This window comes from Nonomuraea sp. NPDC005983 (genome assembly GCF_040614375.1).
Lineage (GTDB): Bacteria > Actinomycetota > Actinomycetes > Streptosporangiales > Streptosporangiaceae > Nonomuraea.
The window spans coordinates 18286-30667 of the sequence record NZ_JBEXUP010000025.1 but is presented as its reverse complement, the minus strand read 5'-3'; the positions used below and the strand labels follow the sequence as shown (position 1 = coordinate 30667).

Genomic DNA, 12382 nt, shown 5'->3' with positions numbered 1-12382 from the left:
CTCCTCTCGCTGTGGATGGTTACCGGGCAGGGTCAAACGGACGTGTCCACGGGAAGGCGCTCCGGGGAAGCCTGGATGGCGCGTCGCTTCCTGACCCACCGGACCGCCTCGACGATCCCGGTGATGGACAGCGCGATGCCCAGGCCGAGGAGCAGGCCCTTGATCGGGTCGTTCTCGAACGCCATGCCGCCGAAGAAGCCGATCAGCCCGGAGTACAGGGCCCACGACGAGGCGGCGATCGCGTCGAAGAAGCTGAACGAGCGCAGCGGGAAGCGGACGGCGCCCATCGTCAGCGTGGTCGCCGTGCGCCCGCCCGGGATGTAGCGGGCCACCACCAGCACCAGCCCGCCACGCTCGGCCAGCGCCTTCCTCGCCCACACGAACGCCTTGCGCTCGCGCAGCCTGCTCGCGGACTTGTAGCCGATCAGGTAGGAGACGTGGTCACCGGCGAACGCGCCGAGCGCGGCCACCACCACCACCAGCGCCAGGTTCGTCTGGCCGGAGGCCGCGAACACCGCCGCGGTGATCACCGACGTCTCGGCGGGGACCACCGGGAAGAAGCCGTCGAGCAGCGCCAGCGCGAACAGCGCCAGGTACAACCACGGCGACGACATCACCTGTTGGACCAGGTCGAGAATGGCGTGCGACATTGTGTGTACTCCGATCGTTGGGGCGCACTCACAGCCTGGGGGTGCGAGGTGCCGCGGGACATCCGGGAAATCCCCGGTGGAACGCGGACCTGTCCCCGATAGGGGTCAGGGCGCATACCCCAGGACGCTAGAATCTCCGCAGGTCACGGCACATCGGACGATCGGCACATGGCATCCCCTACTTTCGTCGGGGGTCGGGGTGCGACCTCCGGTGACATCTACGATCAAACCGGCTGCCGAGGCGGGGCACAGGAGTGCGACTATCCGCCTTTCAGGTGGTGCTAACCCCACTCCCACCGGGCATCTCGCCCCACCTGCGCCGCTGGGTCCCCCGTGCGGGGGAGGAGGTTCCCCTGCTCGCGTGAGGAGGGCGGGCTCTTCGCGGAGGACGCTCGGAGCATGGGCACTCAGAGGGCCGGAATCGGCCGCATCACCGCCGCGCTGGTCGCGGTCGCCTCCATGCTTCCCTACCTCACGCTGAAGGTGCTCTGGCTGACAGGGCATCCCATCGGCGTCACCGACCCGAATGTCATGAACGACCCGACCATGGTCGGGATGAACGCGATGACGTTCGGCATGGACGTCGTCGGGTTCGTCCTGGCGGTGGCGTTCACCTCGCAGTGGGGGATGCGGCTGCCCTCGTGGCTGGTGCTCCTGCCCCTGTGGGTGGGCACCGGGCTGCTCGGGGTGGTGGTCGCCACGATGCCGATCGCCCTGCTCGTCGAGGGGATCTCGATGTTCGCCACCGGAGGCCCGATCGAGCCGTGGGTCTACATGATGGTCTACGGCGGCTTCATCGGTCAGGGCGTCGGACTGATGGCGGCCTTCGTCCTCTACGCCCGCGACCGCTGGCCCGTGGCCTTCACCACCGCGCTCGGCCACCCGTTCGTCAGCCGTACCAGGGCGTTCCAGACCGTCGTCGCCCGCGGAGCGCTGCTGGTCGGCGCCGTGATCGGCGCGACGCGTCTGTACTGGGCGTTCGGCGGCACCGCGGGCCTTCCCACGGAGGCGGTGGGCAAGGCGTCGTTCATCGGCGCCTTCCAGGACGGGTTCAAGGGGCTGGCGGTGATCGTCGGCGCGATCGCGCTGATCGTCCTGGTCAGGGCCCGAGGGCGACGCCCGTTCTGGCAGCCGCTGATCGTGGCCTGGTTCGCGTCCGGGAGCATGTTCGGATGGGGGCTCTACGCGATGATCCTCGTCGCGGTCGGCGGCCCGCTCGGCCCCGTGCGGGGCACGGTGACGCTGGTGGAGCTGTTCACCCTGCTGACCGGGCTGGTCATGGGCATGAGCGGGGCGTTCCTGCTGACGGAGCGGTCACGCGTGGGCGACGTGCAGGCGGTGCAGGAGCCGCTTGAAGGCGAAGATCGAGAAGGTGATCGCCAGGCCGCTTATCACGGCCACCGCTGACGTCCTGAGCAGCATGAACGTCCCGAGCGACTCGTGCACGGCCAGCCAGATGCTCACCGTCGAGTTGGCCAGCAGGACGAACGCCCACAGCAGGGTGATCCTGGCGAAGAACCTGCGCACCCGCTCGTGCCGCAGCACCGCGGACGGCAGGTGGATGTAGTCGAGCGTGAGCTTCTGCACCAGCGGCCTGTTCAACCGGACGGATGCGAGGAACGCCATGCTGATGCAGATGGTTCCCAGCTCGGGCTGGATGAAGAACCACACCCAGCTGCCCGTCCAGAACGCCACGGCGGCCCGCGCGGTGATCGCGATCGCGGCCAGGAACATCGTCGCGGGCACCCGGACCCCGCGGACCAGCCGCCACCCGATCCCCGCATACACCCACACCACGACCGCCGCCAGCGCGAGCTTGAAGTCCAGCAAGGTCATCGCGCCGTAGAAGACGGCCAGCGGTGCCACCACCCCTTCGAGCAGCCGGGGGATGGCTTGCCGGACGAGGGCGGTGAGGCGTGGCAGGGTTACCGGAGGATGACTCAAGGTTGCTCCGCAGATAGGCCGACGATCAGCGACTACCCGGGCTTCGCGAGACCGGGTTTGCCGGGGTGGATCGTGCGAGGTGACTTCTGGGTTACCTCGGTACGCCGAGCGAGCGCACCGGTGGCTTACCGTACCCGAGGTCTGCCGGTGCCACGGCCTCTTTTGCCACGTTCCGCCTACATCCACCGGTAATCGATCACCCAGAGTGACGTGTGTGACAGGAGAGGCCCCCACCTCACCGCCGCATCGACACCGGACAGCGGCGCACGGCCTCGCGGCAAAGCAGCCGAAGGTGTACTTTGACTCTGTGACCCGATTTGAGAATCCGGTCAACGGGTCATAGGGAGATGTGATGAGCGACGAGCGGGCCGACCGGATCCTGGACGCCGCCGGGGAGCTGCTGGTCGCGTGGGGGTACCGGCGGGTGACGATCGAGGACGTCGCGCGCCGCGCCGGGATCGGCAAGGGCACGGTCTACCTGCACTTCAACACCAAGGAAGTGCTGTTTCTCACCGTGCTGATGCGTGAGCAGGCACGGCTGCTCGACCGGTTTCTGGGCGCGTTCGAGGCCGATCCGTCCCACGCGCTCCCGAGCGAGCTGGCCAGGCTGACCTACCTGCTGGTGCACGAGGACCCGATCGTCCAGGTGATCGTCACCGGCGACACCGAGACGCTCGGTGTGCTCGCCCGCAGCGGCGCCGACCACGTCGGCCCGCTCATGAAGGCGCGCCGGCGGACGATCGCCGACTACTTCGAGGTCATGCGCGAGCACGGTGTCGTCCGCGACGACCTGGCGCCCGAGGAGCGCCTGCACGCGTTCACCGCGATCCTCACCGGATTCCTGACCGTCGATCCGTACCGGACGGACGACGAGATCTCCCGCGAGGCGAGGGGCGACTTGCTCGCGCGCACCGTCAGGTCGTCCTTCGAAACCCCGGACGCGGCCGGGCGGGTGGGCCGCGCCCTGCCGCAGGTGCTCGAGCTCTACCGGAACATGCGCGAACTGCTGGTCGAGGAGATCAGCCGACAGAAACTCACCTGAACCTCTCCTGAGTGGAGGAATCGTGGACGTCGTCAACCTGATAGACCCGGCACTCATGCAGGACCCCTTCGGCGGCTTCACTCGCATCCGGGAGGAGGGGCCGATGGTCAGGGGCTCCTTCCCGGGAGCTCCCCCGATGTGGCTGATCACCCGCTATGAGGACGTGAAGAACGTGCTCGGCGACGCCCGGTTCGTCAACAGTCCGGCGAGCGTGCCCGGGGCGGAGGTGGGCAACATCCGCGAGCAGATGATCGCGGCCAGGGCCATCGACCCGGACCTGGCCCCGTACCTCCTCGACAGCATCCTCGACGTGGACGGCGCCGACCACCTCCGGCTGCGCCGCCTGGTCTCCCGCGAGTTCACCGCCCGCCGGGTCATCGACCTGCGCCCCCGCATGACCGAGATCACCGAGTCGCTGCTCGACCGGCTGGACAACGAGACCGACCTGATCGAGGACTTCGCCTACCCGCTGCCGATCACGGTCATCTGCGAGCTGGTCGGCGTGCCCGAGGCGGACCGTTCCGCCTGGCGCGAGCAGGGGCAGGCCATGATGACCTTCACCCCCGGCGCGGTCAACGCACCGCTGCGGGCGATGGTCGAGCTGTCCCAGGACCTGATCGAACGACGGCGCGCGGAATCGGGGAACGACCTGCTGTCGGCGTTGATCCGCACCCACGACGAGGACGGCGACCGGCTGAGCGACCGCGAACTGATCCAAATGCTCGTCACGCTCATCCTGGCCGGGCACGAGACGACCACGCACCTGATCGGCAACGGCACCCTGGCCCTGCTCACCCACCCCGACCAGCTCGACCTGGTGAAGAAGGACCCGGGGCTGTGGCCGCGGGCCGTACACGAGCTGATGCGCTGGTGCGGGCCGGTACACGGCACCCAGATGCGGTACGCGGCCGAGGACGTCGAGATCGGCGGGCAGACGATCAAGAAGGGCGAGGGCGTCATCCCCATCCTGGTGAGCGCCAACTACGATCCGCGCCGCTTCGACGACCCCGAACGGCTCGACGTGACCCGTGAGCAGGACTCCCGGCGCGAGGTGCACGTGGGCTTCGGCCACGGGATGCACTACTGCCTGGGTGCGGCGCTGGCGCGCAGCGAGGCGGAGATAGCGTTCGACGCGCTGTTCCGCCGCTTCCCCGACCTCGCCCTGGCCGGTGAGCCGGAGCGGCAGTACATGCCGATGTCCTGGCGTCTCGCCAGGCTCCCCGTCCGGCTGTCCTGATCCAGGACGCGTTCGTCACGGCGAGCACCACGTGAGCCTTCACGACCGGCCGTGACGGGCGGCCACCCACGTCGGCGGGTGGGTCAGGTCGGCCTTGCCGTAAAGAACGGGTTCATCCCAGCGACGTGGTGGCGAGCTTCGCGCCGAAGCCCAGGAACAGCGCGGCCACGCCGGACGTCAGGCCCGCACTCAGGCGGCGGCGCGCCCGGAACTGCGAGGCGAGGAACGTGCCGCCGAAGATCAGCACGGTCAGGTAGAGCACGCTGAACAGCTGGATGATCGCGCCGAGGATGATGAACGACAGCGCCGGGGCGCCGTAGCCGGGGTCCACGAACGGGATGAAGAACGAGACGAAGAACAGGATCGCCTTCGGGTTCAACAAACTGATCGTCAACGCCTTGCGGAAGGGGTGCGGCACCGGACCGCCGGCAGCGCCGGGAGACGGCGCGGTCGGAGAAGAGGATGCGGGGGCGGCCACGGATGCCGACGGGGAAGGCGGAGAAGGCGGAGAAGGCGGGGAAGCCGGGGAAGCCGGGGAAGCGGATGGCGGGCGGCGCCAGGATCGCCAGGCGCCGCGGAACATCTGGATGGCCATCCACGTCAGGTATCCCGCGCCCGCGTACTTGACGATCGTGAAGAGCAGCGGGTTCGAACGCAGCAGCGCCGCCGCGCCCGCCGCCGCGAGCGCCATGAGGACGGTGTCGCCGACGAACACGCCCGCGGCCGCCCGGTATCCCTGGCGCACGCCGTGCTGGGCGGCGAACGTCAGGACGTACAGCGAGTTCGGCCCGGGCAGCAGGATGATGAAGAAGGCACCGAGGACGTACGTCCAGAGGTCGATGATGCCGAAGAACATGCCGCGCTCTCCAGGGGAAGTGGTGACACACCACGGTAGCGCGTGATTAATCGCTCGCCGCGAACCATATCCCCCCACGGAGCTGCCGGTAGCCGAGCGAGCGGTACGCCGCGTCCGCCAGCGCCTGCCCTCGGGGGATTTTCCGAATTCATCACGAAAAGATGTGCCGGGTACTCCGATCCCTTTCCCGGCGACCGGACATCAGTACCGGACAGTCGACGAAAGGACCCGATGAAGGAAACCTATTGACCGTGTAGGGAAAATAGTGAATAGCTGAGAAGATGACGCTCTGGACACCCGACCCCACGTTCTACCCCTCGCCCCGCGACGCCGCCGCGGCTCCGGCCGAGAAGCTCGCCTACGTCGCCGCCTTCGACCGCGCCGCGCAACGGCCCGACGCGCTGGCCGTCCTCGACACCGACCCCGCCTCGCCCGGTTACGGCACCGTCGTCGGCTGGACCGACCTGCCCAACACCGGCGACGAGCTGCACCACTTCGGGTGGAACGCGTGCAGCAGCGCGCTGTGCCCGTACGCGCCGCACCCGCACGTCGAGCGTCGTTACCTGGTCGTGCCGGGCCTGCGGTCCTCGCGGATCCACATCTACGACACCAAAGGCCGGGTCAGCCCGGAACTGGTGAAGGTCATCGAGGCGGAGGAGCTGGCCAAGCGGGCCGGCTACTCGCGTCCGCACACCGTCCACTGCGGGCCCGAGGGCCTGTACGTCTCCGCCCTCGGCGGCGCCAACGGCGACGAGGGTCCCGGCGGCATCGCGCTCCTCGACCACACCTCGTTCGAGGTGCTCGGCCGGTGGGAGATCGACCGGGGCCCTCAGTACCTCGCCTACGACTTCTGGTGGCACATCAACCACGACGTGCTCGTGTCCTCCGAGTGGGGCACGCCGTCCATGATCGAGGACGGTGTCGTCGGGGAGCTGCTGCTCGGCCGGAAGTACGGCCACAAACTGCACTTCTGGGACCTGCGCAAGCGCCGGCACGTCCAGGAGGTGGACCTCGGCGACCAGCATCAGATGGCGCTGGAGCTCCGCCCCGCCCACGACCCCACCCGCACCTACGGGTTCGCCGGCGTGGTGACGAGCGTGGAGGACCTGTCGGCGTCCGTCTGGGTCTGGTTCCACGAGGACGGGCGGTGGCAGGCCCGCAAGGTGATCTCCATCCCGGCCGAGCCCGCCGCCGCCGACCTGCTGCCGCCGGTCCTGCAGCCGTTCGGCGCCGTCCCGCCGCTGGTCACTGACATCGACCTGTCCGTGGACGACCAGCGCCTGTACGTCTCCTGCTGGGGCACCGGCGAGATCAAGCAGTACGACGTGTCGGACCCGTTCAAACCCGTCGAACTCGGCTCGCTGCGGATCGGCGGCATCGTCCGGCAGGAACCCCACCCCGCCCAGCCCGGCCTCCCGCTCCGCGGCGGCCCGCAGATGGTCGAGGTCAGCCGCGACGGACGCCGCGTGTACGTCACCAACTCCCTCTACGGGGCCTGGGACGACCAGTTCTACCCCGAGGGCGTCGGCGCCTGGCTGGCCAAGATCGACGCGGACGCGTTCACCTTCGACGGCCGCTTCTTCCCGCACGGCGACGACTTCCGCGGCCTGCGTCCGCACCAGGTACGGCTCCAGGGCGGTGACGCGTCCTCCGACTCCTACTGCTACCCATGACCGTCGCGACCGTGCTCCTGCTCGGTGCCTTCCACGGGCTCAACCCCGCCATGGGCTGGCTCTTCGCGGTGGCCCGCGGCCTGCAGGAGCGCAGCAGGGACCTGCTGCTGCAGTCGATCCCGGCGATCGCTCTGGGGCATCTGGCCTCGGTGGCGCTGGTGGCGGTCGTCGTGGGGGCCACCGGGTCGCTCGTCACGGGCACGGTGCTGTCGATCGGCGGCGGCGTCGTCCTGGTGGCCTTCGGCCTGTGGCGGCTGCTGTCGAAGCGCCACTTCCGCTGGGTGGGCATGCGGCTGTCGCTCTGGCAGCTGGCGGGCTGGTCGTTCCTGATGTCCTCGGCCCACGGCGCCGGTCTCATGCTCCTGCCGGTCTTCACGGGCCTGCGGGTGGAGGGCCATCCGGGCCACGCGCTGAGCGGCGGCCTGGCGGTGGCGGCCCTGCACACGCTGTCGATGTTCGTCGTGGCGGGGCTGGTGGCGATGCTCGTCTACGAGGTGTTGGGGCTCGCGGTACTCAGACGCGCCTGGTTCAACGTGGACCGGATGTGGGCGGTGGCCCTCATGGGCGCGGGCGTCATCACCCTGGTGCAGGCGTGAGTCTCAGTCGAACAGCTCGTCAGCCGACTGAGCGGTGATCGCTCGGCGGATCCACTTCGTGAGGAGGTCGGTGTCGTTGCACGTCATGATGCGCTCGCGTGCGGAGTCGTCGACGGGGATGTCTCTCGCTTTCAGAACCACCAGCACGTTACGTGCTGCCTCCTCCGCGCGTCCTTCCGCGCGGAGCTGCTCTGCGTACTCCGATTGGTAGCGGTACGTCTTGGTGGTCATCGGGATTCTCCGCACCCTTTCGCACGGCCGCGTTTGGGCGTGCCGTGGTTACGTGGACCGGGTGTGAGGGGTGGTCCTCGTGGGCGTGGGCGCCGTCACTGTGGCGCGTGCGTGAGTCTCAGTCGAACAGCTCGTCAGCCGACTGAGCGGTGATCGCTCGGCGGATCCACTCCCTGAGGAGGTCGGTGTCGTTGCACGTCATGATGCGCTCGCGTGCGGAGTCGTCGACGGGGATGTCTCTCGCTTTCAGAACCACCAGCACGTTACGTGCTGCCTCCTCCGCGCGTCCTTCCGCGCGGAGCTGCTCTGCGTACTCCGATTGGTAGCGGTACGTCTTGGTGGTCATCGGGATTCTCCGCACCCTTTCGCACGGCCGCGTTTGGGCGTGCCGTGGTTACGTGGACCGGGTGTGAGGGGTGGTCCTCGTGGGCGTGGGCGCCGTCACTGTGGCGCGTGCGTGAGTCTCAGTCGAACAGCTCGTCAGCCGACTGAGCGGTGATCGCTCGGCGGATCCACTCCCTGAGGAGGTCGGTGTCGTTGCACGTCATGATGCGCTCGCGTGCGGAGTCGTCGACAGGGATGTCTCTCGCTTTCAGAACCACCAGCACGTTACGTGCTGCCTCCTCCGCGCGGAGCTGCTGTGCGTACTCCGACTGGTAGCGGTAGGTCTTGGTGGACATCAATCCCCTCCACAGCTTTCGGGCGGCGGTGTTGCCGAGGCCCACTTCGGTGAATTCGGCGAAGAAACCGGCGGTATCGGTGTCGATGGTGTCCAGGGCGGTGGCCAGGACTTCTAGTATGTCACCGGCCTTTGGCGAGCGCCCGTGGATGAGTGCGGAGAAGACGGTGAGTACCACATCCGACGACGCCTCGGCCTTCTCGATGATCGCCGGGACGTTGTCGGGGCCCAGCGCGATCGTGTACAGCACGAGCGACGGCCACTCGGCGAGGCCGATCTTCTTGGGAAGCCGCGCCCATCTGGCCGTGACGGCGTCCTGGCAGATCACCAGCAGGGTTACCGGACATTTGTACTTCTCGTGCAAATAGCTGAGGTAGTAGGCCCAGCTCCCGGTCTTTCTGTCGTCGCGCCGGGACTGCGACTCGATGACCAGAAGGTGGTCGCCCAGCTTCGTCTCGAGCTTCAGCAGCGTGTCGACGCGCCGCTCGATCGGGGCGATTTCGGTGAGTTCGGGGTTGAGCACTGAGACCTGGAGGGGTTCGGGGAAGGGGAGCTCCAGCCGCTCGAGGGTGCGGGCGAGGAGGGAGGTGTCCTCCTGGAAGATCCGATGGAGCGCCTCGTGCTGCGACGTGACCATGAGCGGAACGTTACTGAACGATGACACCGAGTTTAGGTCATCCATAACTTCTTGTTATCGCCTGCATTGTGAGCCGCCCGGCGCGTTCGCGACGAACACGCCCACAGAAAAAGCTTTACCTAAATTCCCTAGGGGTTTAGTATGGATTTATGCCTGACACCCCCCGAAGCCGCTGGTCGATCAACGAGGACTGGGCGGCGACGATCGTCGGACTGGCGTTGCTCGTGCTGGTCATCGCAGGCGTGATCCCGGTGGGGCTGGTGCCGTGATGAGCACCGAGGCTGCTCGGCAACGCCGTTCTGACCGCCACCGGGTGGCGGGAGGCGCGCCGCCGATCTGTGGCACCGGTTCCCGAAGTTCGTGCTCGGCTTCGTCGCCGCGTCCGTGATCGCCACCTGGTATCTGGCCGCAGGGGGCGACAAGGCGGCCGTCGGGGTGACGAACGACCTTCGGGTGTGGTTCCTGATTCTGGCTTTCGTCAGTATCGGGCTGGAGTTCCGCGTCTCCTCGTTGAGGGAGGCGGGCTGGCGTCCGGTCGGCGTCTTCGCCGCCGCGACGGCGGTGAACCTGCTGCTCGCGCTGGGGCTGGCGGCGCTGTTGTTCGGCGGGTTCGCCGTTTGAGATGAGTACGGCTCGCGCGGCTAGGGGTGGTCGCGCGAGCCGTACCGCATGTCTGGGCCCTTGCCGGGCGCAGAGGTCCGATCTATGCTCCGATTTGCTCGTTAGTTAACTTTCTTAATAAACGAGTTTGGAGCACCCCCCATGCACCGATCCGTGCGGCTGGCAGCCCTGGCCGCGATCGTCGTCCCCTTCATGCACGTCACCCCAGCTCAGGCCGCCGCCACGAGGTACGAGGCGGAGAACGCCACGATCTCCCAGGGCGTCGTCGAGTCCAACCACGCCGGATACAGCGGCACCGGCTTCGTCAACTACGACAACGTGACCGGCTCGTCCGTGGAGTTCACCGTCAACGCGGCCACGGCAGGCACCGCCACCATCACGCTCCGGTACGCCAACGGCACCACGACCAACCGGCCGATGTCCATCGCCGTCAACGGCACCACCGTCACCCGTGACTTCCCCGGCACCGGCGCCTGGACCACCTGGGCGTCCGCCACCCTCACCGCCCCCGTGAACGCGGGCGCCAACACGATCAAGACCACGTCCACCACCGTGAACGGCGGCCCCAACCTCGACTACGTCGACGTGGCGCAGCCGTTGAACGACTACCAGGCCGAGGACGCCGTGATCACGCAGGGCGTGGTCGAGTCCAACCACGCGGGCTTCACCGGCACCGGCTTCGTCAACTACGACAACGTGACCGGCTCGTCCGTGGAGTTCACCGTCAACGCGGCCACGGCGGGCAACGCGACGCTCGCCTTCCGCTTCGCCAACGGCACCACCACGAACCGTCCGATGGAGATCACGGTCAACGGCACGACCGTGAACCGTGACTTCCCCGGCACCGGCGCCTGGACCACCTGGCAGGACGTCACCGTCCCCGCCGCGCTGAACGCTGGTGCGAACACGGTCAAGGCCACGTCCACCACGGTCAACGGCGGGCCGAACCTCGACCGGCTGAGCGTCTCGGTCGCCGGGCCGCCCGACACCGAGAAGCCCTCGGTGCCCGCCAACCCGCGCGCCACGGGCACCACGTCCAGCTCGATCAGCCTGGCCTGGGACGCCGCCACGGACAACAGCGGCACGATCAAGGACTACCGGGTCCGCGAGGGTGACACCGTGGTGGCCACCGTGACGGGCACCAGTGCCACGGTCACCGGGCTGGCCGCGTCCTCCACGCACACCTACACCGTCACCGCGCGCGACCCGTCCGGCAACGAGTCGGACCGCGGCGCACCTGTCACCGCCACCACCGCGGCGGGCGGCACCGGCACTCCCGTGGCCGCGAACGGCCGGCTCCACGTGTGCGGGGTGCGGCTCTGCAACGAGCACGGCAAGGAGATCCAGCTCCGCGGGATGAGCTCGCACGGCCTGCAGTGGTACTACCAGTGTCTCAACACCGCGTCGCTGAACGCCCTGGCCGACGACTGGAAGGCCGACGTGCTCCGGATCTCGATGTACGTCCAGGAGGGCGGGTACGAGACCAACCCCCGGCAGTTCACCGACCGGGTGCACAACCTCATCGAACAGGCCACCTCGCGCGGCATGTACGCCATCGTCGACTGGCACATGCTCGACCCCGGCGACCCCACCTACAACCTGGCGAGGGCCAAGACGTTCTTCACCGAGATCGCGCAGCGGCACAACGGCAAGAACAACCTGCTCTACGAGATCGCCAACGAGCCCAGCGGCGTGTCCTGGTCCACCATCAGGAACTACGCGAACCAGCTCATCCCGGTGATCAGGCAGTACGACCCCAAAACGCCCATCCTGGTCGGCACGCGCGCCTGGTCGTCGCTGGGAGTCTCGGACGGGGCGAACGAGACTGAGGTCGTCAACAACCCGGTCAACGCGTCCAACATCATGTACACGTTCCACTTCTACGCGGCGTCCCACGGCACCGAGTACCTGAACACGCTGTCGCGGGCGGCCGACAAGCTCCCGATGTTCGTCACCGAGTTCGGCACGCAGACCGCCTCCGGTGACGGGTCGAACAACTTCACCAGGTCGCAGCAGTACCTGGACCTGATGGCGCAGAAGAAGATCAGCTGGGTGAACTGGAACTACTCCGACGATGAGCGCTCCGGCGCCGTCTTCACCCAGGGCACCTGCCCCAACGGGCCCTACACCGGCACCTCCCGGCTCAAGCCGGCGGGCGTCTGGGTCCGCGACCGCGTTCGCACGCCGGACGACTTCTGACCCCTCGCGGGTCCGGT

At 68.0% G+C, this 12382-nt stretch carries 12 protein-coding genes and 2 pseudogenes; 8 read left to right on the top strand and 6 right to left on the bottom strand.

Annotated features, from left to right (window positions below; genetic code table 11):
* Positions 1–32 precede the first annotated feature (32 nt).
* The gene (locus ABZ297_RS14425; protein ID WP_355344803.1) at positions 33–650 is read right to left on the bottom strand and encodes a DedA family protein; all 618 of its coding nucleotides are present in this window, start codon (positions 648–650) and stop codon (positions 33–35) included.
* A 399-nt stretch (positions 651–1049) separates the two neighbouring features.
* Here ABZ297_RS14425 and ABZ297_RS14420 point away from each other — a divergent pair, with 399 nt between their 5' ends.
* Entirely contained in the window at positions 1050–2057 is a 1008-nt protein-coding gene (locus ABZ297_RS14420; RefSeq protein WP_355344800.1) for a hypothetical protein, read from the top strand.
* Here the strand turns inward: ABZ297_RS14420 and ABZ297_RS14415 are convergent.
* Complete coding sequence (locus ABZ297_RS14415; protein ID WP_355344797.1) at positions 1965–2594, bottom strand: VC0807 family protein; 630 nt, start codon at positions 2592–2594, stop codon at positions 1965–1967. The genes ABZ297_RS14420 and ABZ297_RS14415 overlap by 93 nt on opposite strands.
* Positions 2595–2946: 352 nt before the next feature.
* On the opposite strand from ABZ297_RS14415, the gene ABZ297_RS14410 reads away from it, so the two are divergent.
* Positions 2947–3636 carry a helix-turn-helix domain-containing protein gene (locus ABZ297_RS14410; RefSeq protein ID WP_355344794.1) on the top strand — a complete coding sequence of 230 codons (690 nt, stop codon included), beginning with the start codon at positions 2947–2949 and terminating at the stop codon, positions 3634–3636.
* A gap of 22 nt (positions 3637–3658) precedes the next feature.
* Entirely contained in the window at positions 3659–4873 is a 1215-nt protein-coding gene (locus ABZ297_RS14405; protein WP_355344791.1) for a cytochrome P450, read from the top strand.
* Between the two features lie 112 nt (positions 4874–4985).
* On the opposite strand, the gene leuE is transcribed toward ABZ297_RS14405, so the two are convergent.
* Complete coding sequence (gene leuE, locus ABZ297_RS14400; RefSeq protein ID WP_355344788.1) at positions 4986–5729, bottom strand: leucine efflux protein LeuE; 744 nt, start codon at positions 5727–5729, stop codon at positions 4986–4988.
* Positions 5730–6010: 281 nt separating this feature from the next.
* Here leuE and ABZ297_RS14395 point away from each other — a divergent pair, with 281 nt between their 5' ends.
* Positions 6011–7402, top strand: coding sequence for a selenium-binding protein SBP56-related protein (locus ABZ297_RS14395; protein ID WP_355344785.1), 1392 nt, complete (start codon positions 6011–6013; stop codon positions 7400–7402).
* Positions 7399–7998, top strand: coding sequence for a hypothetical protein (locus ABZ297_RS14390; protein ID WP_355344782.1), 600 nt, complete (start codon positions 7399–7401; stop codon positions 7996–7998). The genes ABZ297_RS14395 and ABZ297_RS14390 overlap by 4 nt, the downstream gene beginning before the upstream one ends.
* 3 nt (positions 7999–8001) lie before the next feature.
* Here the strand turns inward: ABZ297_RS14390 and ABZ297_RS14385 are convergent, their stop codons facing one another.
* The 3 genes from ABZ297_RS14385 to ABZ297_RS14375 all read right to left on the bottom strand — a co-directional run bounded on the left by ABZ297_RS14385 (position 8002) and on the right by ABZ297_RS14375 (position 9545).
* Complete coding sequence (locus ABZ297_RS14385; protein WP_355344779.1) at positions 8002–8229, bottom strand: hypothetical protein; 228 nt, start codon at positions 8227–8229, stop codon at positions 8002–8004.
* A gap of 118 nt (positions 8230–8347) precedes the next feature.
* Positions 8348–8575 (bottom strand): hypothetical protein, encoded by a 228-nt coding sequence (locus ABZ297_RS14380; RefSeq protein WP_355344776.1) that lies wholly within the window; start codon positions 8573–8575, stop codon positions 8348–8350.
* Positions 8576–8693: 118 nt separating this feature from the next.
* Complete coding sequence (locus tag ABZ297_RS14375) at positions 8694–9545, bottom strand: hypothetical protein (protein WP_355344773.1); 852 nt, start codon at positions 9543–9545, stop codon at positions 8694–8696.
* A 336-nt stretch (positions 9546–9881) separates the two neighbouring features.
* Between ABZ297_RS14375 and ABZ297_RS14370 the strand changes: the two genes are divergently transcribed.
* The 3 genes and pseudogenes from ABZ297_RS14370 to ABZ297_RS14360 form a co-directional block, all read left to right on the top strand.
* Entirely contained in the window at positions 9882–10166 is a 285-nt protein-coding gene (locus ABZ297_RS14370; protein WP_355344930.1) for a putative sulfate exporter family transporter, read from the top strand.
* 141 nt (positions 10167–10307) lie between these two features.
* A pseudogene (locus ABZ297_RS14365) lies at positions 10308–11360 on the top strand (CBM35 domain-containing protein); the annotation flags it as partial.
* A 78-nt stretch (positions 11361–11438) separates the two neighbouring features.
* Positions 11439–12365, top strand: a pseudogene (locus ABZ297_RS14360) (glycoside hydrolase family 5 protein); the annotation flags it as partial.
* Positions 12366–12382: the final 17 nt, after the last annotated feature.

Bases quoted from the DNA above. Each gene is read 5' to 3' on its own strand.
- ABZ297_RS14425 (WP_355344803.1), bottom strand. From the start codon at position 650: ATGTCGCACGCCATTCTCGACCTGGTCCAACAGGTGATGTCGTCGCCG.
- ABZ297_RS14420 (WP_355344800.1), top strand. From the start codon at position 1,050: ATGGGCACTCAGAGGGCCGGAATCGGCCGCATCACCGCCGCGCTGGTC.
- ABZ297_RS14410 (WP_355344794.1), top strand. From the start codon at position 2,947: ATGAGCGACGAGCGGGCCGACCGGATCCTGGACGCCGCCGGGGAGCTG.
- leuE (WP_355344788.1), bottom strand. From the start codon at position 5,729: ATGTTCTTCGGCATCATCGACCTCTGGACGTACGTCCTCGGTGCCTTC.
- ABZ297_RS14395 (WP_355344785.1), top strand. From the start codon at position 6,011: ATGACGCTCTGGACACCCGACCCCACGTTCTACCCCTCGCCCCGCGAC.
- ABZ297_RS14390 (WP_355344782.1), top strand. From the start codon at position 7,399: ATGACCGTCGCGACCGTGCTCCTGCTCGGTGCCTTCCACGGGCTCAAC.
- ABZ297_RS14385 (WP_355344779.1), bottom strand. From the start codon at position 8,229: ATGACCACCAAGACGTACCGCTACCAATCGGAGTACGCAGAGCAGCTC.
- ABZ297_RS14380 (WP_355344776.1), bottom strand. From the start codon at position 8,575: ATGACCACCAAGACGTACCGCTACCAATCGGAGTACGCAGAGCAGCTC.
- ABZ297_RS14375 (WP_355344773.1), bottom strand. From the start codon at position 9,545: ATGGTCACGTCGCAGCACGAGGCGCTCCATCGGATCTTCCAGGAGGAC.